Source organism: Allobosea sp., from assembly GCF_035944895.1.
Classification (GTDB): domain Bacteria; phylum Pseudomonadota; class Alphaproteobacteria; order Rhizobiales; family Beijerinckiaceae; genus Allobosea.
The window spans coordinates 776904-800550 of the sequence record NZ_DASZAT010000008.1 but is presented as its reverse complement, the minus strand read 5'-3'; the positions used below and the strand labels follow the sequence as shown (position 1 = coordinate 800550).

Here is a 23647-nt window from a genome sequence, read left to right as displayed (position 1 = left end):
TCGCTCAGTTGCCGCGGCGCATGCGGTATTCGATGTAGTCGGCGAACTTCATCATCGGGAAGAGAATGACGAAGTAGAGCACTGCGACGACCGTGTAAGATTCGAGCGGCCGATAGGTCTGGCCGTTCACGATGCTAGCCATGTAGGTCAGGTCCGCGACCGAGATCACCGAGACCAGCGAGGTGTTCTTGAACTGGGTGACCGACTGGTTGATGAAAGCCGGCATCATCCGGCGGATGGCCTGGGGCAATATGATGCGTCGCATCACCTGCCAGCCGGACATGCCGATCGCCGCGCCGGCCTCGAACTGGCCCTTGTCGATCGAAACGATGCCGCCGCGGAAGACCTCGGCATAGAACGCCGCCGCGTAGAGAGAGAGCGTCAGCAGCGCCGCCGCCCAGTTGGGCATGTCGAAGCCGAGCAGCAGCGGCAGCGCGTAATAGATCCAGAGCAGTTGGACCAGCAGGGGCGTGCAGCGAAACAGCTCCTGGAAGCCCTGCGCGAACCAGTTCAGCGGCCCGATGCCCGAGAGCCTGGCGAAGCAGACGGCGAGGCCGAGGACCAGGCCGATCGCGATCGAGCCCACCGTGTAGAGGACGGTGATCCACGCCCCCCACAGGAAGAGATCGCTGGCCTGGATGATCGGGGCGAAGCTCCAAGTATACATGTCTTGCTAGCCTTCCTTGGAGGGCGGCCCTTTTCGGGCCGCCCTATGCTTCAACCGCCGAAGCCAAAACCTTCCGGCATGTCGTCGAGCGTGATGCCGAACGGCGCCAGGCTGTTGACGATCCAGGTTTGGTTGTTGCCGATGCGGCGGTTGTACTCGGCCCAGGCCGAGATGAAGGAGCGCCACTTCTCGTCACCCTTCCAGTTCAGCGCGACGACCGAAGGCGTCGAGAGAACCGGGCTCGGCACCATCACCTTGCCGATACCGTTGGCCTTCTTGGTCATCACCAGCCCGTTGAGCATGGTGTTGACGAGGCCATCCGCCTTGCCGCTGACGACGGCGACGATCGCCTCGTCGCGCGTCTTGAAGCGCAGCATCTTGGCCTTGGGCAGATATTGCTGGGCGATCAGGTCCTGCGAGGAGCCGAGATCGACCGCGAAGGTATATTTGGGGTCGTTGAGCTCGGCCCAGCTCAGCTTGGACAGCTCCGGCTTCGGTGAGACGATGACGAAGCTGTTGAAATAGGTCGGCGCCGAGAAGGCCACCGACATGGCGCGCTGCGGCGTCGCGGTTACGCCGAGCGCAAGGTCGACCTTGCCGCTCTGCACGTCGAGGATCGAGTTCGGCCAGCTCGACTCCACCACTTCCAGCTTGACGCCGAGCGTCTTGGCGATGTCGCGCGCCATCTCGATGGCGAAGCCGCGCCATTCGCCGGTGCGCGGATCCTTGTTGAAATACGGGTCCTCGTTGATGATGCCGGGAATGCGGAGCACGCCGCGCGAACGCACGGCTTCGATGCTGTCCTGCGCCTGAACCGGCGACTGGAATGCCGCCAGCCCCAGGCCGGCCGCAAAAATGGCACTGATGATCTTCTTCACGATAATTGCCTCCGTTCCCTTGCCGATGATCTTCGGTCTTGCCCCCGGCTTGCCGGGTTATCGGAGGAGCCTAAGGAAGGCACCTCCGCAAACAATGCGAGAGTAGGCCGCTCGCCTACCGGTTTTCTTATATGTTCCGGGCGCTTTCGAAGGCCGCCAGGCTGGCTTCGAGCGCTTTCAGGTTCTCAGGCCGGAGCGGCGCGAGCGGAGCGCGCACCTCGGCCGAAATCGCGCCGCTGTGCGCCAGGGCCGTCTTGACCGGCACCGGGTTGCTCTCGATGAAAAGGTGGCCGGTGACATCGAACAGAGCCTGATGGAGACGGCGCGCCTCGCGCGTCTCGCCCTTGCCCCAGGCGGCGCACAGAGCCACGATCTCCCGCGGCAGCAGGTTCGAGGCGACGCTGGTGACGCCATCGGCGCCGACCGCGAGGAATGGCAGGGTCAGCCCGTCATCGCCGGAATGGATGACGAAATCCTCGCCGAGCGCCCGCCGCAGCTCGGTGATCCGCTCGGTCCTGCCGCCGGCCTCCTTGATCCCGACGATATTGGGATAGGCCTTGGCCAGCCGCGCCGCCGTCGCCGGAGCGATCTCGACGCCGGTCCGCCCGGGCACGCTGTAGAGCATGATCGGGATGGTCACGGCTTCCGCAACGGCCGCGAAATGCGCGAACAGCCCATCCTGCGAAGGCTTGTTGTAATAGGGCGTGACGACGAGGATGCCGTTGGCTCCGAGCGCCTCCGCGCGCTTCGCCTTGGCGACGGCAAGAGCGGTCGCGTTCGAGCCGGTGCCGGCCATGACGAAGGCGCGGCCCTTGGCGGCGACGACCGTGATGCGGATGACCTCGTCGGCCTCCTCATCGGACAGGGTAGCGGCCTCGCCTGTGGTCCCGACCGGCACCAGGCCGACGACACCCGCAGCAAGCTGGACTGCGATCAGGCGCTCGAGGGCGGGCACGTCGACCGCGCCGTCGCGGAACGGGGTGACGAGGGCGGTGAAGACGCCGGAGAGGCGCCGGCGCAGCTCTGAATCGATCATGGCTTTCTCTTCCCTCTCAATCAGTCGATGACGACCTTGGTCTCGCTCATTTCGCGCAAGGTCATGTGGATGCCTTCGCGGCCGAGCCCACTGGACTTGATGCCGCCGAAGGGGACGTTCTCGGCGCGGAAATCCGGGCCTTCATTGATCATCACGCCGCCGACCCGCAGCTCGCGCGAGAAGCGCTTCACCAGCGCATGATCGTTGGTGAAGACGCCGGCCTGCAGCCCGTAGGGGCTGTCGCTGACCTCGCCGATCACCTGGTCGGGATCGCTGAACCGCCGCACCGCCAGCACCGGGCCGAAGGTCTCGCTGCGAACGAGCTCGGCTTCCGCCGGGACATCGTCGAGCAGGGTCGGCGCAAACACCGTTCCCCGGCGACGACCACCTGCGACCAGCTTGGCGCCCTGCGCAACGGCGAGCTTGACCCGCCGCTCGACCTCCGCCGCCGCGGGCTCGTCGATGAGCGTACCCATCACGGTCGCCTCGTCGGCGGGATCGCCGGTGCGGACATCCCCGATCCGCGCCGCAATGCGCTCGATCATCGTGCCCCGGATCTCCTCATGCAGATAGAGGCGCTTCACCGCGGCGCAGCTCTGGCCGGCGATCTCGAAGCGATGCGCTATCGCGGTCTGCGCGGCACGGTCGAGATCGGCATCCGGCATCACGATCAGAGGGTCGTTGCCACCGAGCTCCATCAGGCAGCGCACGAGGCCGGAGGCGTTCTTAAGCGCGAGGCCCGCGCCAGGCCCGCCGGTAAAGCTCAGCAGGTCGATATCGCCGCTGGCGATCATGGCGGCGACCTCGGCCCCGCCATGAACCACGCTGAACAACCCCTCCGGGAAGCCCGCCTCGGCCGCGAGCTCGCCGAGGCGATTGGCTGCGAGCGGAGCCTTCGGCGACGGCTTGGCGACAACGGCATTGCCGGCAGCGATGGCGGGGCCGAGCTTGTGGCAGAGCAGGTTGAGCGGGTAGTTGAAGGGCGTGATCGCGCCGACGACGCCGGCCGGTTCATAGGTGATCGCGGCAAGCTTGCTCGGGGTGCCCGCCACGATCGCCGTCGGCAGCACCTCGCCATGCAGCACGGTGATCGCATCGCCGCTGAGGCGCAGCGTGTTCTGGGCGCGGCGGACCTCGTTGCGCGCTTCCGCAATGGTCTTGCCGACCTCGGCGCAGATGATCAGCGCCATCCCTTCGGCATCCTCGGCGAGCAGCTCGGCGAGGCGGTGAAGCAGGCCCTTGCGCTCGGCCGGCGTGCTGAAGCGGAAGGCGCGCCAGGCCTTGCGGGCCGCACGCAGCGCATCGGCGACCGCGACCTCATCGGCGGCCTCGACCTTGCCGACGCTCGCACTGGAAAAGGGGTTGAAGACGTCGATCATCGGCCGGGCGCGATTTCTGAACGATTTTGCGAGAGTGCCATTCACGGCTCTAGGTCTCCGTTTGATCCATCGAGAAATTGGCGAGCGCGGCGAGAGAAACCGGCCGCAGCGGCCAGCGCGGCGGCGAAGCCGAGGACAGTGGCTCGCCCCGCAGTTCCGCCAGCATCGGGCCGCAGAAGCGCGCTTGGCAGGCACCCAGCCCGAAGCGACCCATCAGCCGGATTTCCCGGGCTGAGGCGTCGGCCGGCAGCGCCGTGAAATCGGCATAGCGACGCCCCTCGCAGCGGCAGATCATGGTTTCGGGCGACGGGAGCGTGGGCGGACTGCGCAGCGCTTCGGCAAGATCGCGCTGGAAAGCGCGCGCCTTGCCGAGCGCTGTTTCCAGCGCTGCAACGGGTGCCGTGCGCCCTAAGCTCGCAAGCACTGCGGCGGCAGCGCGCTGGCCATCGAGCATAGCCGCATCGGCGCCGTGAATCTCGCGACCGTCCCCGGCGAGGAAGACCGGGACGTCCGCCTCCGGAGCCGGCAAGGGGATGCCGATGCGGTTCGGTTCGAGCCCGTCATGGACCAGCAGGTGGCGGGCCTGCAGCAGGCGTTCGACCTTGCCGAGCCGGACGCGGATCGTCAGCCCCTGCCCTGTCTCGGTGACGCCGAGCACCTCGCTTTCAATGCGATAAGGCACGCGTTTCAAGGCGAGCACCGTTCCATAGGCAGCCGCCTCGGCGAGCTGCGGCCCAGCCGTCATCAGGCTGGCCAGGGCCTTCGGCCGGCGCCAGGGATTTCCGCGCTCCAGAACCGCCAGCGGCGGATTGCCGGCGCGGGCTAGCTGCGCCGCGACGGCAAGCAGCAGCGGCCCGCTGCCAGCAACGACGATCGGGCCTTCGGGCGGCCGGCCCGTCTCCTTGAGCAGGATCTGGGCGCCACCAGCGCTCATCACGCCCGGCAGTTCCCAGCCTTCGAACGGGCGGATCCTCTCGATCGCGCCCACCGCGACGATCGCTGCCCGGACACGGCGCGCAAAGACCTGACTGACCCGGCAATCCTCGAAGAGGAACCGCCCTGCGCCATCGACGCCGAGGAAAACGCTGGATGTCCGCAGCTCGATCCGTGCCGCGACCCGTTCCAAGCGGGACGTCAGCTCGGTCCAGTTGCGCCGATGCCGAGCCGGACCTCTCCAGATCTGTGGCGCACCGGGTGCCGGCTGACGATGGATGGCGCCGCCAAGCCGGTCGCGCTGCTCGATCAGCAGGACCCGCAGACTGGCTTCCGCCAGGGTCACGGCCGCAGCGACCCCCGCAGGCCCGCCTCCGACGACAAGAACCGGCAACTCAGTCATGGCCTGCTCACTCATGGCGCTGTCCGAGGCTGGGCGGCGGAGCGAGGCGCATTCCCGGGCGCGCCGGAGTCAGACAGGCCTCGACAGCGCCCTCACCCGCGACCGCGACGACGCAGGCCTGGCAGGCGCCGATCCCGCAGAAGACGCGTCCGCGCACGGTGCTGCCCTCGGCGCCGAGATCGGCGATACCGGCGCGCAGCAATGCGGCGGCGATGGTCTCGCCCGGCCGGAAGAAAACCGGGCGGTCGATCCAATAGAAGCAGGGATTCATGCCAGGGCCTCGACGGCGGCGAAGCGCTGCGGCGCGAGCAGGGAAAGATCGACGCCCGGGGCCTCGCCGAGGATCATCCGGGCAGCGCAAGCGCCCATGAACGGGCCAAGGCAGATGCCGTCGCCCTCGAAGCCGGTGGCGACCGTGACGCCGCCGAAATGCGGGTGCGGGCCGATGATAGGCAGGCCGTCGCGCGATGCGGTGCGGACGCCGGCGAAGGTTCGCAGCACGCGGCGCTCGCGGAGCGGCGGGTAGAGATCGAGCGCATCGCGCAAGATCGCCGAAATCGTCACGGCGTCGGTCGTCTGGTCGGAGCGATGGTCCTCGCGGCTGCCGCCGATCAGGAACTGGCCGGTGACCAGGGGATCGATGACGAGACCGATATGGGCGTTGTCACGGACGATGCCGCGCTTGGCGGCAAGATAAGAGGCCGCCATCAGATGCCCGTCGATCGCCGGCCGACCGGCGGCGGCGCGGTCGGTCACCACCATCTGGCCCTTGCGCGGGATCAGGATGTCGCCGAGCCCGAGCAGGCCGACTGAGCCAATTCCGGCCGCGACCAGCACGGCATCGGCCGCCAGCATTTCGCCCCTGACCGCGACGCCGACGGCCTGTCCGGCCCGCATGACGATCTCGGAGACGTGTGTGTTGCGCCGAACCGTGACGCTGCTCCTCTGCAGCAGGCGCTGGGTGATCTCGTAGCCGAGTGCATGCCCGTCATCGGGGATTTCGAGGGCGAAACAGACACCGTCGCCAAGGCCGGGAATGCGGTTGAGCAGCGTCGGCCGGTCGACATCGAGCACGCGCTCGCCAGCTGCGGCGAGATCGACGCCGTGCTCGGCGACGAGCTTAGCTTCGAGCGGCGTGCGGGCGACCAGAAAGGTCGAACGGCGATGGAACAAGCCGCGCAGCAATCCATCGGCCTCGCAGCTTCCATAGAAGGCGCGGGCGTGGCGGGCGAGATCCATCATCGGCCCGGGCTTCTTGCTCGCGACCGAGACTGCGCCATCCGAAGCCCCAGTCGCTCCGGCGGCCGGACCGGAAGCGTCGAGTAGCGTCACCCGCGCCCCGGCGGCCGCCAGGAAATGCGCGGCGGCGGCGCCGACGATTCCGGCGCCGATCACAGCGACATGGAGGGAAGGAGAGCGAGCCATGCGAGGCGACGGGCGTCCTGAAAAGCGATGCGCGAACCTCGTTCGCTTGGCCTTTCGGGTCGATCCAAATGATCCACCCCGACTTGCACCATTGTTTGCAAGTGGCGGAAACGGGCCGCCTATGGATAAGAGTGGGGCTCCCCGCCGCGGAACGAACCATGCGCGAAGCCAATCTGACGCTGATACAGACCTTCTTCATCGTCGCGCGCGACGGCTCCTATTCGGCCGCGGCACGCAAGCTGGGGATGAGCTACCAGTCGGCCGCGAACCATGTCCGCCGACTCGAGCAGGTGCTGGAGGAGCGCCTCGTCCTGTCCGAGCAGGGCGCCAAGACGGTGACGCTGACACCGCGTGGGCGCAGCCTCTACAAGCTGCTGCTGCCGGAGCTTGACACGGTGCTGGCAAGGCTCGACCGCACGCTCGACAAGGAGCGGCCGGTGCTGCGCATCGGCCTGCCGCAGGCGATCTTCTATTATCTGCTGCCGCCGATCCTGGCCCGGTTCCGCGAGCTCTTCCCGCAGGTCGAGATCCTCGCCTATGAGCGCGACACCGCTCTGCCGGAGATGATCAAGGATGGCAGCCTCGACCTGTGCATCACCGAGCGCTATTTCGGCGACCCAAACGTGCCGCAGCATCTGGTCTGCACCTATCGGCCGGCGCTGGTCTTCCCGACCGCCTGGGGAGCGGCGCCGGCACCGGGCGCGATCCGGGAATGGGCAAAGGGCCGCCCCTTCGTGACCTATGAGCCCGGCCAGCTGCTGCGCAACCTCGCCATCGACTATCTGCGCCCGGACGGATCGGAGATGGAGATTGCGATCTCGACCTCCGGCAGTTCGAGCGTGAAGCGCTGCGTCGAGACCGGGCTCGGCTACGCGATCATCCCCGCTTGGTGCATGGATAGTACCGAAAACACGGTTACTGTGATCGGCTTGCCGGAATTACCCGAAATTCCGATCTACTTCGGCGAAGCCAGCTTTTTGGCGCGCAACCCCTACGTCGTCGCACTAAGGCGACTTTGTGTGGGTTTCACTTCCGCGATGGGATAAATGCCGCATCGGCCCGGGCGCCGACGCAAGACGATCTGTCTCCTCGAACCGCGAGCCCGATTTTCGACGATCGGAAAGCGACTCGGGAGCAACTTGCTTCCGTCGGATGCGCGATATGGATGTTCGACCGCATAAGTTGGTTTGGAAATCAGATCAGAGACCGCCCGCGCTGCCTGTAACCAAATTGAACGGCTAGGAAGCGGACATGCCGGGTGTCCGCCCTGGGCCATCGGCCGCCTCCTCTACCGGGCGTAGACTGGGGTTGAAGCGCTTCCACAATCGAGTTGGAACGGTTCTGGAAAACGACCGCGAAAAGCTAAACTCGCCCAGTGTGTTAGAACCTCATATCTGTACTGGCGATGCAACCGGGTGGGCAAATCGCATTGCCGAGCCGGTAGAGGCAGAAAAACCGCTTGAAAATCAGCGTTTTATGAGAAAATGGCTGGGGCGCCAGGATTCGAACCTGGGAATGGCGGTACCAAAAACCGCTGCCTTACCGCTTGGCGACGCCCCAATCTGCGCTGCCTTCTAGAGCGCGCCGCCGCGGCGTGCAACAGCGGATCGCCGGTCCCCGGGTCGGCATCTGCGCAGCGCCGCGCGCACTCAGGGCCTTTGCGGAAAAAGATCGTCCAACCCATCTCCTTGGCTGTTGCGCTGCGGCGAGCGGCTGGCTATAAGCCGGCCACCAGTTGATCGGAGTGTGGCTCAGCCTGGTAGAGCACCTCGTTCGGGACGAGGGGGTCGCAGGTTCAAATCCTGCCACTCCGACCAAAATTTCCCGAGATAATTCAAGATTTTGCGAAAACAGCCCTTCGGGGCTTTTTCCGTTTCCGGACAGGACCACCGCAGCTTTGAAAAGCGTGGCCGGGTTCCGACGCTCCGGAGGACTGCCCGTCCCGCTCCGATGCCGCCGCGCCCCAGCCGAAAGCGGCGCCTCAAGCGGCCCGGATCCGGCCGAGGAAATCGGCGACTTCGCTGTCGAGATCGGCCGACTGGAGCGACAGCACATCGGCCGAATCCGCCACATGATTCGCCGCCTCGCCGGTCTCCTCGGCGACGCGGCTGACGATGTCGATATGCCCGCCGGCCGTGACCGTCTCGTCGGCAGCGCGCCGGACATTCTCGGCGATCCCCGCCGTCGCCACGTTCTGCTTCTCCACCACCGCCGCCACCGCGATCGAAATCTGGTTGAGCGTGTCGATCGTCGCCGTCATCGCGTCGATCGCGCTGATCGCATCGGCGCCAGAAAGGCCGATCGCGTCGATCTGGCTCTGGATCTGCTCGGTCGCCCGCCAGGTCTCGTCGGCCAGGCCCTTGATCTCGTGCGCGACCACGGCGAAACCGCCGCCCATATTGCCGATCCTGGCGGCCTCGATCGAGGCGTTCAGCGCCAGCAGGTTGGTGTGGCGCGCGATGGTCGAGATCACATGGGTGACGTTGCCGATCTCGTGCACCTTGCGCGAGAGATCGCCGACCCGGTCGAGCACGGTCAGCGCCTGCTGCGTGGTGTCGCCGACGAGCCGGGCCGCTTCATTCACCTGGCGGTCGACCTCGATGAAGGAGCTTGCGAGCTCCGAGGTCGCCTCGGTGATGGCGACGACGTTCGAGGACGAAGAGCGCGATGCCTGCGATGCGGCGACGGAACGCTGGGACACCTCCTCCGCGCCGGTCCGCATCTGCACGGATGCGGCTCTGAGCGAGGCGATCGAGGCGATCACCGCCCGCGCGATGCCGGCGATCTTGCGCTCGAACTCGTTGGCGAGGTCATGCAGGATGCGCCGCCGCTCATGCGCCGCCCGCGCCGTCGTCTCGGCAACGTCCCGGCGCGCCTCATCGGCGATGGAACGCGCCGCCAGCGCCTCGCTCCGCTCCCGCTCGGATGCCTCCACCGCCTGCCGCAGCGACCAGACGATCCAGCTCAGGGCTATCGCCTGGACTGCCACGATCGCGCCGTGCAGCAAAGCGCGGCGCAGATCGCCGCCGCCGGGGAACACGCCCAGCGAATTGACGGCGCTCAGGACGAGGTGGTGAGCGGTAATGGCGAGCGTCGCCGGCACGAAGATGCGCCAGTCCAGCCAGCCGACCAGCACCGCCAACATCGCGAAGAAATACATGTGCAGGTCGGCTTGATAGGGGTGCCCGCCAAAGGCGTAGACCAGCAGCATGACCTGGCCGACCAGCACCACGCTGGAGACCTGGCGCGTGATCCAGCCGATCCGGTCGATCCGCCAGGCGAGGGTTCCCAGGATCGCCAATGCCACGCCCGTCGCGGTGAGGTTCGACTGCGCCGGCCCGCCAGACGGAGTTCCGACCAGGAGCAGGACGACATTGGCCCACAGGATCGCGATCAGCACCCTGGCAAATCGCGTCCGGAGCCGCTCGACTTCACCCATTTGCAAGGCTCCTCGCCTGGCGGATGCAGGATTGAGCCAGTGAACCGTCGATGACGAGCCAGGCGCCGGCCCGATAGAGGGAGGCGGCATAGTCGCGGCCGTCGCCGACGCTGAACGCGATTGCGGCCCCGGCGTCGAGCTGGAGGATGCTGCCGCCCGCCTCGGCGACGGCGCGCGCCATCTCCGGCTGGGAGGTACCGTTGGGAAAAAAGGCCGCGATCGGCTGCCCCGGAACCGGCCAGGCCGCAACGAGGAAAGCGGCCAAAGCCATGGCTAGGCTGAATATCAGGCCGAAGCCGATTTCACGCATCGCGTGCCCCCCGGCAACCGATCCGCAGTTGAGAAATCATCCAAAAGAGTGCGGCTGCTGGGCTTTACAATCGGTAAACAACATCGATTACTGTGAACAGGTGTTCACTTTCTTGCCAGATCTGGATGCGCACGAACAAGCGACCTCGCCGCAGCGTCTCGCATGCAAGTCTGGGTAGAAGCCAAGAAATCCCTGTCGCCCGGTCAGGATGTCACGCGCTATTCCACGGGAGCCGTGCAGTGGCGCGCAGCGGGCCGCTTCGCTATGCTCGCGCCGCAATCTGGAGCCGCGCTCGCATGAAATCCGCCTTCCGCCTCATTGCCGTACTCGGCCTCACGACGCTGCTCGCCGGCTGCGACCGCTGCGGCAACATGATGGAGCTCGACATGTTCCTGCAGCCGGTGAAGAAGGTCTGCACCGGCCAGAAGCCGGCGGGCTGACCTCCCAAGAGATGGCGCAGGCAACAAAAAAGCCGGGGCAGAGCCCCGGCTTTCTGATTCTATGGTGCCGTTCGGCTCAGCCGCGGCGCTTCAGCACCGACCAGCCGGCGCCGACCAGGCTCGCGGCCAGGGCCGCCTTGATCAGATCGCCGAGCAGGAAAGGCTGCACGCCGGCAGCCCAGGCCTTGGCGAAGCCGATGCCGGTCGCCCCGCTCGCCATCTGCGCGCCGAGCGCCAGCCAGCCGAAGCCCAGTGCCATCAGTACGATTTCGGCCAGCACCACGCCGCCGGCAAGGCGCAGGAACGAAGCACCGCGCGAACCGGCCCAGCCGGCGATCGCGGCGGCGGCGACGAAGCCGATCAGGAAGCCGCCGGTCGGTCCGAGCAGATAGAGCGGGCCGACGGCGACCGGCGGGGTGTTGGTGAAGACCGGCAGGCCGAACAGGCCATAGGCGATGTAGAGCGCGACGGTCGCGGCGCCGAGGCGAGCGCCATAGGCGGCACCGAGACCGAGCACGGCCAACGTCTGCAGCGTCATCGGCACCGGCCAGAACGGCACCTTGACCTTGGCGGCGGCGATGATCAGCAGGCTGCCGACGACGGCGAGCGCGACATTGCGCAGGACCTGGCTGCGCGGGGCCGGCAGGGCCGCGTTGACCATGGAGGTGGCAGGCAGTGGCAGCGTCTCGGCCATCGGATCTTGTCCTTCTTCTTCGAGCGCCGTCGACGCCCGGCTCGTTCGTCTATAGGAAATGGCCCGCCGGCCGACAAGCCGGTGATCATGCCCGCTTCCGGATGTGCAGATGACCAGCCCCACTCCAGAGACCGACGAGCCGCTCGACTTCGACCGCGACCCCGGCGCTGCCTCCGGCGAACTGGTGCAACTCTCGCCGCTGGTGCGCCGCCTGATCGCCGGCAATGGCGGGCCGATGACCTTCACCGGCACCTGCAGCTATATCGTCGGCCGTGGCCGCATCGCGATCATCGACCCCGGCCCGGACGATCCCGGCCATGTCGAGCGTCTGCTCGCCGCGATCGCCGGCGAGACCGTCACCGACATCGTCATCACCCACACCCATCGCGACCATTCTCCGGCCGCACGCGCCCTGAAAGCGGCGACCGGCGCACGCATCGTCGGCTGCGGCCTGCATCGGCCGGCGCGCGAGCTGGTGCTGGGCGAGATCAACCCGCTCGACGCCTCCGCCGACCGGGACTATGCACCCGATCTCGTCATGGCCGAGGGCGACGCGGTCTCCGGTCCAGGCTGGACGCTGCAGGCGCTGGAAACGCCCGGCCACACCGCCAATCATCTCGCCTTCGCCCTGCCCGAGGAGACCACGCTGTTCTCGGGCGATCATGTCATGGCCTGGTCGACCACGATCGTCGCCCCGCCCGACGGCTCGATGGTCGCCTACATGGCCTCGATCGAGAAGCTGCGCGGCCGCGAGGACCGGCTTTACTGGCCTGGGCATGGCGGCCCGGTGCGCGAGCCGCAGCGCTTCCTGCGCGGGCTGGTGCAGCATCGGCGCCTGCGCGAGGCGGCGATCCTCAGCCGCCTGCAGGCCGGCGACGAGACGATCGCCGAGATGGTGCCGCCGATCTATCAGGAACTCCCGCCCCGCCTGCTCGGCGCCGCCTCGCTCTCGGTGCTGGCGCAGCTTGAGGATCTGGTCGAGCGCGGCGTCGTGCTCTGTGATGACGGAGCGCCGCTGCTGGCGAGCCGCTACCGGCTGGCGTGAGCGCTTACCGAAGCTCCACCAGGAGCTTCACCTCTTCCTCGAACGCCGCGATACGCCTGGCGTTGGCACCGAAATCGAAGCCGCCCAGCCGCGAGGCCGAGCGGATGTCGATGCGGCTGCCGTCGGCACGTGGCCGGATGCGGATGGTGATGTCGTCGACGAGACGCAGCACGCGCGAGCGCGCCACCGCATCGAGGCGCCCTGCCCCGCTGCGCCCGCCCGGAGCCGCCCCTTCGAGCACCTGCCAGCCAAGGGTGACGCAGGCCTTGCGGGCGATGTCGTAGGCTACCTCGGCCGGCAGTTCGAGCACGATCGGCACCGCCTTCGGATAGCCCTGGCGCTGCGCCTTGCGGCGCTCGGCCGGGACATCGGGTGGCACCCGCCCTTCGCGCGCCGTCAGAGCCACGCGCGAGCGGCTGAAGGCCGGCGGCTCGTCGATATCGGTCGAGACGTCGGCGAGGAACGGCAGCGTCGCCAGCTGGAAGCCGCCATAGGCGACGGGAGCCAGCAGCAGCAGGCAGAGCAGGAAGGCTTGCACGGCAATGCCGATGCCACGATGCCCCTCCTGCCAGATCCGCACGAAGGCGGCGAGCGCCAGCAGGAAGGCCAGCAGAACGAAGACGTAAGCGCCGGCGATCGGCGCCAGCCGCTCGAGCGAGGGCTGGCCGAGGCGGAAGATCAGCACGGCGAGGACGACGACCGTCAACCCGAACAGCGCCAGCCGCCGGCTCCAGATCGCCGCGCGCGAGATCGGCTCCTCGAAGACGAGACGACGGTGCATCTCTCTTAGGTGGCGGAGCAGAGGGAGGAAGGCAAGCGCTCGCGCTAGCGCACGACGATGGGCGCCGTCGCCTCGACCACACCCGGCACGGCGCGCAGCTTCTCGATCAGGTCGAGCACCTCGTCGGGCGACAGCGTCGCCGCATCGTCGCTCGCACTCGGCGCCGCCTTGAGCCAGCGCTGGCGCAGCGCCGCCGGCAAGTCCGCCTCCATGCCGAAGCAGGCGAACAGGTTCTCGAAGGCGGCGTCGAGCACGATGTCGGTCAGCCCGAAACCATAGGGGTAGGACTGGCCACCGGCGCGCAACACGCTCTTGTTCTCCTCGCCCCGTACCGGCAGCACGACGGAGGCGGTGCCGTCCGAATCCAGCACCCAGCAATAGAGTTTCATGCCCGCCTTGCCTTCGATGCGGACGTCGAGCCGCCGCCCTTTCATAAAGGGCGAAGCCGCCGGCAGCAGGGCAAGCCGCGCCCGGTCCGAGCCGGCGGTGGCGGCGACATGTTCGAGGAAAGGCCTGACCGCCGGGTCGCAGCCCAGCCCCTCGACCGGAATGCGATTGCGTCCGGTCGGCGCCAGCACGGCATCACCGCGGCGGAATTCGAGCTCCATCCAGCTCTGGCCATCGCGATCCCTGGCGAAGCGGCCACGCGTCGTCACCTCGCCACTGGAAGCAGCACATTGCCCGGGCGCGGCCTTGCGGATCTCCAGCGGCCGTGAGCGCAGCACGCGGTCGTCCGAGCGCGACTCGGCATCGAGTGCCAGCAGCAGCCGTTCCCCCAGCGCAGCGCTGCAGGCGCTGTAGCCGCTCGCCGCGGCGAAGGGGCAGATGTCGACCCGTTTCAGCTCGGGCGCGGCGCGCACCAGGTTCTCGACCGCCCGGCTCATCACCTGGTCGACATCGACCACGCCCGGCTTGGTCCGGATCGCGATCTCGATGGGCGCGCTCGTCGCCTTGCAGTCGCCCGTCTTGGCGATGGCCTGCAGGCGGAAGCTCGCCTTGTCCTCCTGCCGCGACGGCTCGGCGAAGAACACGCTGGCATCGCCGTCGAACGCTCGGCGGATCTGCGCCTCGGCCTCGCCCGGCTTCTGCAGGTTGAGGCTGTCGCGCAGCGTCTTGATGCGGACGACATCGCCGCTCGCCGCCAGCCTCACCCGCCCCTCGCTCTGCAGGCGGCTCTCGATCGCCAGCCTGACCTCGTCGGCCTGCGTACGCGACAAGACCTGCTGGCCGGTATCGAAGCCGACCACGGCCAGCGAGAGGTCGCGCTTGCCCGAGCAGGCGGCGACGTTGTCGAGCCAGGTCGACAGCGCATCGGCGCGCGCGGCGCCGCCTCCAGTGACAAGCAGCCCGACAACGAGAAGGCTACGCAGCAAACCGCTCACGGCCGGGTTCTAATGCTCCTGCTCCAGCGACCGCGCATAGCCATCCAGCGCCCGTACAAAGACGGGGTTGAAGCGGCCATCGATCGCGCCGCTGTAATGATCGGCCTTCTGCGCCGCCCGTTGCAAGGCCCGCACCGTGTCCGGCTTCAGCTTCTGCTCGGAGACGTCGCTGGCAGAGATCGCGGCGGCGCCGGCCTCGCCCTTCGCCAGCGCCTTCATCAGCATCTGCAGCGAGCCCGTGCCGGGAAAGAAGGAGCCGAATCCGTTGTCGATCAGCGTCGCCATCGAGACCATCGCGATCGGATCGCCCTTGTCGGCGGCCTGGCGGAACAGGTCGAAACCCTTCTGCGGATTCTTCGGGAAACCCGGCCGGCCTTCGAGATAGGCCGGCACCAGCTTGGCGATCGAGAAGGCGTCGCCCGCTTCCGCCGCCTTCTGATACCAGCGTAGCGACGCAGCCTCGTCGCGCGGCCGGCCGCGGCCATATTGCAGCATGCGCCCGACATTGCTCATCGCGATGGCGTTGCCGGTTCCGGCAGCCTGCTCATAGAGCGCAAAGGCCTTCTGCAGCTCGACCTTGCTGCCCTGGCCGTTCTCGTAGAGCGCGCCGAGATTGTTCATCGCCGCGGCGCTGCCGGCATCGGCCGCCCTGTCGTAAGCCGCGAGCGCATCCTTGTAGCGCTCGGCTTTGTCATAGGCGCGGCCGAGCTGATAGGAGAGCCGCCTGATCTGCGGCTGCTGCTCCGCCGCCTGCCTGCAGGCCGCGATCGCGGCACGGGCATCGATCCGCGCGAATTTCACGCCCTTAACGCCCTCGCGCCGATCGGGATCAGCGGGGTCGCCGGCGAGCTCGTCGCACTCCTGCACGCGCGGATCGCGCGAGGCGCCGGTCCGCCCGAGATAGCCTTCCGCCAGGGAGCGATAGGCGCAGACCGTGCCGCAGCCCTTGAGATAGTCCTCATAGCGGCCGGAGCCGCCGAGCCTGACCCAGTTCTGTTCGTCGGTTGCGGCTTCGCCGCTGCGGCGCTTGTCGAGCAGCAGCGCCATTGCCGCCTCGCGATAGCCGCAGGCCTCGCCGCAGCGCGCCACATAGGCCTCGAGCGCGCTGCGCTCGCCGGCCGCCTTGGCCCGCTGCCAGTTGGCCTCGTCCCGCGCCAAAGCAACGGCGCGCGCCACCGCCGGCACCGGCTGCGCCACCGGCAGGGCGATCGAAGCCAGGTCGATCTCCGGCGCCTGCTCGCGGCCGCTGTCGCGCCGCGCCGCCGCCTCGACGCTGTCCTTGAGATAGCGTTGCAGGTCGGACCAGGCGAGCGGCCCGGTCTCGGGCGCGCCGGCCGGCCGCGCCAGCCCGGCGGCGCCCATCAGGAAGCGGCTGGTGAACAGGCCGAGCTTCTGGCCTTCGTCCCAGTTCGCTGGCGTCGTGCCGGAGGTCGCGACCAGCTTGACGATGCCGCCGCCGGTACGCGGCTTCGCAGGCGTGAAGCCGGGTGCCGAGACCGCGAGCAGGCTTTCGCCCTTGCGGCCGGTCTCGCCGGTGAAGCAGGCATCGATCATCACGATCAGTTGCCGCTGCGAACCGATCTTCTGCCGAACGAGCTCGAGATTGCGGTAGAGGGTCTGCACGGCATAGCCGCTCTCGCTGGCATTGGGATTGCCGTCCTGCGGCAGCAGGAAGGGCTGGCGGGTGGCGAGATCCGGCACGCCATGGCCGGAATAATAGACGAAGACGTTGGAGCGGCCCTCGACCGCGCTGCGCCAGAGCTTGCCGCCTTGCGGATTGGCCTCGCTGCCGAACATCTGCGTGAGCTCGCCGAGCGTCGCATCCTTCAACAGGAAGACGTTCTGCTCGCGGAAGCCGAGCGTGCCTGTGAGGTAAGCCCTGATCGCCTCGGCGTCGTTATGGGCGAAGTCGACCGTACTGGTCTGCTTGTAGCTCTTGTTGCCGACCACCACCGCGATCGATTCGGCATTGTCGGAGAGGGTGACCGGCGGCGCCTGCGCGATCGACGACGAGAGAAGCCCGAGCCAGAGCAGGGCTGCGATCAGGAACGCCGGCAAGGGGCCACCTCCAGAATCCGCGCGCCAGCGCCGGGCCGCGCTGGCGTCGATTTGTCGATGCGGCTTTTGTCCGGACGATCCATGGCGAAGATGTGACGTGGGGTCCTCTCAGCCGCCGCCGGATGCGGCGCTGCGCCCCTCCGTGGTCGCGAGCCAAATGCCGATCCCGACGACGACAACCCCGACCGCGAGGTTCCAGCCGATCGGCTCGTTCAGCACGAGAGCGGCCACCAGCGAGGCCGTGACCGGGTTGACGGTGACGGTGACCGCGACGCTGGTCGCCGACGCCCGTCCAAGCGCAAAGGCCCAGAGATAGAAGGTCAGGGCGGCGCCGATCACGCCGAGATAAAGCGCTGCCGACCATTGCGGGACGGCAAATTGCGCCACCGCATCGAAGCTGCCCCGCAGCGCCGAGATCAGGATCAGCGCCGCAGCGCCGACCGCCATCGCGACGGTCGTGAACGGGATCGGGCCGCAACGGCGGATCACCGGCTTCGACCAGATGCCGTAAAGCGCCATGCAGAGCGCCGCCGTGATCATCAGGAGATCGCCGCGCCAGGCCTGCGGCGGCGCCCGGCTGAGACCTGCAAGCAGTGCAAAGCCGACGCCTGCCATGGCGACCAGCACGCCGGCGGTTTTCCGCACCGTCAATCGCTCCTGGCCGAGCGCCGCGCCGACGACCAGCGACAAGAGCGGCAGGGTCGAGAGCGCCAACGCCCCGCGCGCGCTGCTCGTATAGATCAGCGAGGCGTTGAACAGGATCGGGAAGAGCGCGAAGAACAGCAGCCCCAGCCCGGCGGTCTGGAGCCAGTCGCTGCGATCCGGCCAGCGCTGGCCGCCCAGGAGGGCGACCGGCGCGAGCATCAGGCAGCCGATGCCGAAGCGGAAGGAGCCGATCGCGAGGGGATCGAGATGGCCGACGAGATAGCGGGTCGCGGCGATGGAGGTTCCGCCAAGCGCGCTCGACGCCGCCGCGGCCACGACGCCCCAGAGCTCGCTCATGCCCGGGCCTCCGCTGGCTTTGTCTCAGCTCAGTCGATGGCGCGCACCGCCCCCTTCGCCGCGCTGGTCGCCAGCGCCGCATAGGCCTTCAGCGCCGTCGAGACCTTGCGCTTGCGCGGTGCCGCCGGCTTCCAGCCATCCTTGCCCTTGGCATCCATCGCGGCGCGCCGGCGCGCCAGCTCCTCGTCGGAGACCTTGAGGACGATGCTGCGCTTGGGGATGTCGATCTCGATCACGTCGCCGCTTTCGACCAGGCCGATCGCGCCGCCTTCCGCTGCCTCAGGCGAGACATGGCCGATCGAGAGGCCCGACGAACCGCCGGAGAAGCGCCCGTCGGTGACGAGCGCGCAGGCTTTGCCCAGCCCCTTCGACTTCAGATAGCTCGTCGGATAGAGCATCTCCTGCATGCCCGGCCCGCCGCGCGGCCCCTCATAGCGGATGAGGACGATGTCGCCTTCCTTGACCTTGCGGTTCAGGATGCCCTCGACCGCCGCGTCCTGGCTCTCGAAGATCACCGCCGTGCCCGAGAAGGTCAGGATCGAGGCATCGACGCCGGCGGTCTTAACGATGCAGCCGTCGAGCGCGATGTTGCCGTAGAGCACGGCGAGGCCGCCATCCTGCGAATGCGCATGCGCCTTCTCGCGGATGACACCCTTTTCGCGATCGAGGTCGAGCTCCTCATAGCGCCGGTCCTGGCTGAAGGCGGTCTGCGTCGGCACGCCGCCGGGCGCGGCGCTGTAGAAGGAGCGCACCGCCTCGCTCTGCGTCTGCCTGATGTCCCAGCGCTCGAGCGCCTCGCCCATCGTCGCGCTGTGCACAGTCGGCAGCGAGGTGTCGATCAGGCCGGCACGGTCGAGCTCGCCCAGGATCGCCATGATGCCGCCGGCACGGTGGACGTCTTCCATGTGGACGTTGGCGACGGCCGGCGCGACCTTGCACAGCACCGGCACATTGCGCGAGAGCCGGTCGATATCGGCCATGGTGAAGTCGATTTCGGCCTCATGCGCCGCCGCCAGCAGATGCAGCACCGTGTTGGTCGAGCCGCCCATCGAGATGTCGAGCGTCATCGCGTTCTCGAAGGCCTTGAAGCTCGCGACATTGCGCGGCAGCACGCTCTCGTCGTCCTGCTCGTAATAGCGCTTGGCGATGTCGACGATCAGGTGCCCGGCCTCAACGAACAGGCGCTTGCGGTCGGCATGGGTCGCCAGCGTCGAGCCGTTGCCGGGGAGCGCGAGGCCGAGCGCCTCGGTCAGGCAGTTCATCGAGTTGGCGGTGAACATGCCCGAGCAGGAGCCGCAGGTCGGGCAGGCCGAGCGCTCGATCACCTCGACTTCGCTGTCCGAGTACTTGCTGTCCGCAGCGGCGACCATGGCGTCGACCAGGTCGACCTTCTTCAGTACGCCCTCGGCGATGAACTTGCCGGCCTCCATCGGCCCGCCCGAGACGAACACGGTCGGGATGTTCAGGCGCATCGACGCCATCAGCATGCCGGGCGTGATCTTGTCGCAATTGGAGATGCAGACCATCGCGTCGGCGCAATGGGCGTTGACCATGTATTCGACGCTGTCGGCGATCAGCTCGCGCGAGGGCAGCGAATAGAGCATGCCGTCATGGCCCATGGCGATGCCGTCATCGACCGCGATGGTGTTGAATTCCTTGGCGACACCGCCGGCCTTCTCGATCTCGCGCGCGACGAGCTGGCCGAGATCCTTGAGGTGGACATGGCCCGGCACGAACTGGGTGAAGGAGTTCACCACCGCGATGATCGGCTTGCCGAAATCGCTGTCCTTCATGCCGGTGGCGCGCCAGAGGCCGCGGGCGCCGGCCATGTTGCGGCCATGGGTGGTGGTGGCGGATCTCAGCCTCGGCATGCTTGACCTCGTTGACGCTACATCCGAACAGAAGGGCTCGCCCTATAGCTAGCGGCGGCGCACGGCCAGACAAAATTGAATTATTCGATTTTGACCATCGGCGCTGTCCATGCTGCGGGCGCGAAGACAGTTGAAACACCTGAGCCCTCATCCTGAGGAGCAGCCAGAGGCTGCGTCTCGAAGGATGCTTCAGAAAGCTCAGGAGTCTTCCTGGATCATCCTTCGAGACGCGATCTGCGATCGCTCCTCAGGATGAGGGCTGAGGGGAATGCAGGACGTGACCGCACTGCGCAATATCGACATCGACCTGCTGCGGACCTTCGTCACCATCGCGGAGCTGCGCTCCTTCACCCGCGCCGCGGCGGCGCTCAACCGCACGCAGTCGACGATCTCAACGCAGGTGCGAAAGCTCGAGGAGATCGCCGGCCAGACTCTGCTGCAGCGCTCGCCGCAGGAGGTGCTGCTCACCCGCGCCGGCGAGGATTTCCTGTCCTATGCGCGCCGCATTGTCGCCCTGCATGACGAGGCGCTCGACGTCGTCCGGGCACAAAGCGTCTCCGGCCGGGTCCGGCTCGCGGTGATGGACGATTATGCCACCATCGTCCTGCCCGAGACGCTCGCCCGTTTCGCCCGCTCGCATCCCGAGGTCGAGCTCGAGGTCACCACCGGCTTCACCCGCGACCTGATCGGCAGCCTGGGCGAGGCCTTTGATCTCGTGCTGGCGACGCAGAAAGCCGGCGACGGCAGCGGCGAGGTGCTGCGCAGCGAACGCACCGCCTGGGCCTGGTCCGACCGCCATGACTTTCCGCCCTCGGGGCCGTTGCCGCTCGCCCTGCTGAAGGCGCCGAACATGTATCGGGAATGGGCGCTCGCCGCGCTGAACGAGGCCGGCCGGCCCTGGCGCATCCTGTTCTCCTCCTCCAGCATCGGCGCGGTCGAGGCGATCGCCGCCGCCGGCGCGGCTCTCACCGTGGTCAAGGCCGGCACGGCGCGCGAGGGATTGCGCCTGCTCGGCGAAGCGGAGGGCCTGCCTGCCCTGCCAGCCTCCGAGATCGCGCTGCATCTCGCTCCCGGCCGGCCGACGCCGGCGATCCGCGCTCTCGCCAGCTTCCTCTCGGAAGCGTTGAAGGTTGAAGCAGGCTGAAGCGTGTCCCTACGCCCGCAGCCGCCATCACGGGCGCGACACCCGACGCTCCCAAACATATGTCAGGTTGCATTCGATCAATATTAAATCTCTAAAGCTGCAGAAAAAGCATTCCAGCAAGCTCGCGACCTGCCTCGCTGCATCGGACAGGCAACAACACCCGCCGATCGAACTGAATTATCAACAGCACCAATCGGCTTTTTAGTAAAAATTTACTATCCTGGCACACGATCTGCTTAGAAAATAAGCGCCCGGATTCCCTCTGTGCCTATCGCCGACAGTACAGCATGGCCCCACGGCCGTGCGCCCTATCGTATTGGGCGGTGCATCGCCCGATCGAGCAAGCATCACTCCAACATCTCGTCGGATGATCGTGCAGTTCATCCCGGATTCGCTCGCGCCATCGTCCATGCGAGCTCCTGCCACCCCCACGCAGTCTAGGAACACGCATATGCGCCTGGCAGCCAATCTCACGATCAAGCAGGTATTCCTGTGTATCGCAGGGCTCTTCGCCGCACTGATCGCGGCGATCATCGCAACCTGGTATTTCCAGCAGCAGGCCGTTGGTGCCCGGGCCAACGCCTATCGCCAGGCCTATAATTCCTATCTGCTCGCCGATGAATTCCGGCAGAGCTCGGACGACCTGACGCGGCTGGCCCGGACCTTCGCCGCCACCGGCAACCCGCGCTACGAGCAGCAATATCTCGAAGTCATCGCCATGCGCAGCGGCGAGAAGCCGCGCCCCGTCGAGCCGCACCGGATCTACTGGGATCTCGTCCTCGACAATGCGGTGCGCCCGCGCGGCCCCGGCGAGACCAAGGCGCTGCTGACAGCGATGAAGGAAGCTGGCTTCACCGACCAGGAATTCGCCAGGCTCGGCCAGGCCGCAGCCAAGTCGGAGGGCCTCGTCGCCCTCGAAACACGCGCGATGAACGCCGCCAAGGGCCTGTTCGCGGACGCAGGCGGCCAATACACCGTCAAGAAGGAGCGCGATCTCAACCTCGCTCGCGAGCTGCTGTTTTCGGCCGACTACGACCGGATGAAGGCCGAGATCATGAAACCGGTCGACGAGTTCTTCGGGCTGGTCGAGGCCCGCACTACCGCGCTCCTCGATGCGACCAACGCCACGGTCAGTCAGATCCAGTGGGCGTTCAACCTGCTGCTCGGCACGCTGGTCATGCTGATGCTCGCCACCGGCGCCCTGATCGTCTCGCGGGTCATCAAGCCGCTCGCCGCGATCAAGGCCAGCATCGACGGGCTCTCCAATGGCGAGCTCGAGACCCCGATCCCGCAGACCGGCCGGCATGACGAGGTCGGCGCCGTCGCAGGCGCTCTGCTGCTCTTCCGCGACAAGCTGGTGCAGATCCGCGCGCTGGAGGCCCAGGAGCGGGCGGAAGCCGCGACGCGCGCGGCCCGTGCCGAAGCGATGTCGCGCGTCGTCTCCGATGTCGGCGAGGTCGTCGCCGCAGCGGCCGATGGCGATTTCTCGGCCCGGCTGCAGATCGACGATGCCGACGAGCAGATGCAGAAGCTGGTCGCCGGCATCAACGAGATCAACGCCGTCGTCGACGGCGCCACGACCGAGTTCGTCGCCGTGCTGCAGCGCGTCGCCGATGGCGACCTGACGCAGGACATCGCCACCCAGTATCGCGGCCGCTTCGGCGAGCTGAAGGCTGCGGTGAACGAGACCGTCGAGCGCCTGTCCTCGACGGTGAAGACGATCCAGCTCACCTCCGCCGATGTCGGGCTCTCGGCTCGCGAGATCGCGACCGGCGCCGACGATCTCTCCAAGCGCACCGAGGAACAGGCCTCCTCGTTGGAAGAAAGCGCAGCGACGACCGAGGAACTGGCGGCTTCCGTCAAGGCTTCCGCCCAGGCCTCGCGCCAGGCGGCAACCACCGCCGAGGAGGCGATGCGCGCCGCCGAGGGTGGCGGCGCCATCGCCGGCAAGGCGGTCAGCGCCATGGCCCGGATCGAGGACGCCTCGAAGAAGATCTCCGACATCACCCGCGTGATTGACGACATCGCCTTCCAGACCAACCTCCTCGCCCTCAACGCGGCCGTCGAGGCCGCCAGGGCGGGTGATGCCGGCAAGGGCTTCGCCGTCGTCGCCTCCGAGGTGCGCACCCTGGCGCAACGCTCGGGCGAAGCCGCCAAGGACATCTCGACGCTGATCTCCTCCTCGAACGCCGAGGTCGGCGAGGGCGTCAAGCTGGTCCGGCAGGCCGGCGATGCGCTGACGCAGATCCTGGCGGCGTCGCAGAAGGTCGCCTCGACCATCGCCGACATCTCCTCGGCCGCGGCCGAGCAGGCCAACGGCATCGAGGAGATGAGCCAGACCGTCGCCCATATGGACGAGATGACCCAGCAGAACGCCGCGCTCTCCGAGCAGAGCGCCGCCAGCGCCAATGCGCTCAACCAGCGCATCACGCAGCTCAACGATCTCGTTGCCGCCTTCAAGACCGGCGGCGATGCCGCCACCGGCGCTTCCATGCCGCACGCCGCGCCGGCCCGCTCGGCCGCCCGCCCGGCCACCGCACGCAAGCCCGCGGCCGAGCCGCAGCGCCTGCAGCAGCTCGCCGCGACCGCCTTCAACCCGGCCCCGCGCAAGGTCGCCAATGCCGGCAAGCACGGCGACAGCGGCTGGGCCGAGTTCTGAGCACGCAGCCGGCCGTCCCACGGGGCGGCCGGCATCCTTGCGGACCTCTCAAGGACGAAGGCAGGATGAGCCCCTTCGACAATTGCCGGCAGAGCGGGCCC

Annotated in this window: 20 protein-coding genes and 2 tRNA genes; 6 read left to right on the top strand and 16 right to left on the bottom strand. The window is 67.6% G+C overall.

Annotation, left to right across the window (positions count from 1 at the left end; translation table 11 throughout):
• Positions 1–4: 4 nt before the first annotated feature.
• The 7 genes from VGV58_RS15355 to VGV58_RS15325 form a co-directional block, all read right to left on the bottom strand.
• On the bottom strand, positions 5–667 hold the full coding sequence (locus tag VGV58_RS15355; protein ID WP_326874871.1) for an amino acid ABC transporter permease: 663 nt from the start codon (positions 665–667) through the stop codon (positions 5–7).
• A gap of 50 nt (positions 668–717) precedes the next feature.
• Positions 718–1545, bottom strand: coding sequence for a transporter substrate-binding domain-containing protein (locus VGV58_RS15350; RefSeq protein WP_326874870.1), 828 nt, complete (start codon positions 1543–1545; stop codon positions 718–720).
• Between the two features lie 127 nt (positions 1546–1672).
• Entirely contained in the window at positions 1673–2581 is a 909-nt protein-coding gene (gene dapA / locus VGV58_RS15345) for a 4-hydroxy-tetrahydrodipicolinate synthase (RefSeq protein ID WP_326874869.1), read from the bottom strand.
• 20 nt (positions 2582–2601) lie between these two features.
• The gene (locus VGV58_RS15340; protein WP_326874868.1) at positions 2602–3960 is read right to left on the bottom strand and encodes an aldehyde dehydrogenase family protein; all 1359 of its coding nucleotides are present in this window, start codon (positions 3958–3960) and stop codon (positions 2602–2604) included.
• Between the two features lie 49 nt (positions 3961–4009).
• Complete coding sequence (locus tag VGV58_RS15335; RefSeq protein WP_326874867.1) at positions 4010–5296, bottom strand: FAD-dependent oxidoreductase; 1287 nt, start codon at positions 5294–5296, stop codon at positions 4010–4012.
• A gap of 7 nt (positions 5297–5303) precedes the next feature.
• Complete coding sequence (locus tag VGV58_RS15330) at positions 5304–5567, bottom strand: 2Fe-2S iron-sulfur cluster-binding protein (RefSeq protein WP_326874865.1); 264 nt, start codon at positions 5565–5567, stop codon at positions 5304–5306.
• The gene (locus VGV58_RS15325; RefSeq protein WP_326874864.1) at positions 5564–6721 is read right to left on the bottom strand and encodes an NAD(P)/FAD-dependent oxidoreductase; all 1158 of its coding nucleotides are present in this window, start codon (positions 6719–6721) and stop codon (positions 5564–5566) included. Before VGV58_RS15325 ends, VGV58_RS15330 begins: the two co-directional genes overlap by 4 nt.
• A 158-nt stretch (positions 6722–6879) precedes the next feature.
• Between VGV58_RS15325 and VGV58_RS15320 the strand changes: the two genes are divergently transcribed.
• On the top strand, positions 6880–7767 hold the full coding sequence (locus VGV58_RS15320) for a LysR family transcriptional regulator (RefSeq protein ID WP_326874863.1): 888 nt from the start codon (positions 6880–6882) through the stop codon (positions 7765–7767).
• Between the two features lie 439 nt (positions 7768–8206).
• On the opposite strand, the gene VGV58_RS15315 is transcribed toward VGV58_RS15320, so the two are convergent.
• A tRNA-Gln gene (locus VGV58_RS15315) sits at positions 8207–8281 on the bottom strand.
• Between the two features lie 180 nt (positions 8282–8461).
• Here VGV58_RS15315 and VGV58_RS15310 point away from each other — a divergent pair.
• Positions 8462–8538, top strand: a tRNA-Pro gene (locus VGV58_RS15310).
• 164 nt (positions 8539–8702) lie between these two features.
• Here VGV58_RS15310 and VGV58_RS15305 read toward each other — a convergent pair.
• A complete protein-coding gene (locus VGV58_RS15305; protein ID WP_326874862.1) occupies positions 8703–10160 on the bottom strand; it encodes a methyl-accepting chemotaxis protein in 1458 nt (485 codons plus the stop codon).
• Positions 10153–10470: a hypothetical protein gene (locus VGV58_RS15300; RefSeq protein ID WP_326874861.1), complete on the bottom strand. Its 318-nt coding sequence runs from the start codon at positions 10468–10470 to the stop codon at positions 10153–10155. Before VGV58_RS15300 ends, VGV58_RS15305 begins: the two co-directional genes overlap by 8 nt.
• A 296-nt stretch (positions 10471–10766) precedes the next feature.
• Here VGV58_RS15300 and VGV58_RS15295 point away from each other — a divergent pair, with 296 nt between their 5' ends.
• Positions 10767–10910 carry a hypothetical protein gene (locus tag VGV58_RS15295; RefSeq protein ID WP_158673395.1) on the top strand — a complete coding sequence of 48 codons (144 nt, stop codon included), beginning with the start codon at positions 10767–10769 and terminating at the stop codon, positions 10908–10910.
• 76 nt (positions 10911–10986) lie between these two features.
• Here the strand turns inward: VGV58_RS15295 and VGV58_RS15290 are convergent, their stop codons facing one another.
• Positions 10987–11604: a biotin transporter BioY gene (locus VGV58_RS15290; RefSeq protein ID WP_326874860.1), complete on the bottom strand. Its 618-nt coding sequence runs from the start codon at positions 11602–11604 to the stop codon at positions 10987–10989.
• Between the two features lie 109 nt (positions 11605–11713).
• On the opposite strand from VGV58_RS15290, the gene VGV58_RS15285 reads away from it, so the two are divergent.
• Positions 11714–12649, top strand: coding sequence for an MBL fold metallo-hydrolase (locus VGV58_RS15285; RefSeq protein ID WP_326874859.1), 936 nt, complete (start codon positions 11714–11716; stop codon positions 12647–12649).
• A 4-nt stretch (positions 12650–12653) separates the two neighbouring features.
• Here VGV58_RS15285 and VGV58_RS15280 read toward each other — a convergent pair whose 3' ends face one another.
• The 5 genes from VGV58_RS15280 to ilvD form a co-directional block, all read right to left on the bottom strand.
• Positions 12654–13430, bottom strand: a complete 777-nt coding sequence (locus tag VGV58_RS15280; protein WP_326874858.1) for a DUF1499 domain-containing protein — start codon at positions 13428–13430, stop codon at positions 12654–12656.
• Positions 13431–13474: 44 nt separating this feature from the next.
• Positions 13475–14812 carry a hypothetical protein gene (locus tag VGV58_RS15275; RefSeq protein ID WP_326874857.1) on the bottom strand — a complete coding sequence of 446 codons (1338 nt, stop codon included), beginning with the start codon at positions 14810–14812 and terminating at the stop codon, positions 13475–13477.
• A 9-nt stretch (positions 14813–14821) separates the two neighbouring features.
• Positions 14822–16870, bottom strand: coding sequence for a caspase family protein (locus VGV58_RS15270; protein WP_326874856.1), 2049 nt, complete (start codon positions 16868–16870; stop codon positions 14822–14824).
• A gap of 108 nt (positions 16871–16978) precedes the next feature.
• Positions 16979–17872, bottom strand: coding sequence for a DMT family transporter (locus tag VGV58_RS15265; protein WP_326874855.1), 894 nt, complete (start codon positions 17870–17872; stop codon positions 16979–16981).
• Positions 17873–17901: 29 nt separating this feature from the next.
• Positions 17902–19743, bottom strand: a complete 1842-nt coding sequence (gene ilvD / locus VGV58_RS15260) for a dihydroxy-acid dehydratase (RefSeq protein ID WP_326874854.1) — start codon at positions 19741–19743, stop codon at positions 17902–17904.
• Positions 19744–20011: 268 nt separating this feature from the next.
• On the opposite strand from ilvD, the gene VGV58_RS15255 reads away from it, so the two are divergent.
• A complete protein-coding gene (locus tag VGV58_RS15255) occupies positions 20012–20887 on the top strand; it encodes a LysR substrate-binding domain-containing protein (protein WP_326874852.1) in 876 nt (291 codons plus the stop codon).
• A gap of 451 nt (positions 20888–21338) precedes the next feature.
• Complete coding sequence (locus VGV58_RS15250; protein ID WP_326874851.1) at positions 21339–23546, top strand: methyl-accepting chemotaxis protein; 2208 nt, start codon at positions 21339–21341, stop codon at positions 23544–23546.
• Positions 23547–23647: the final 101 nt, after the last annotated feature.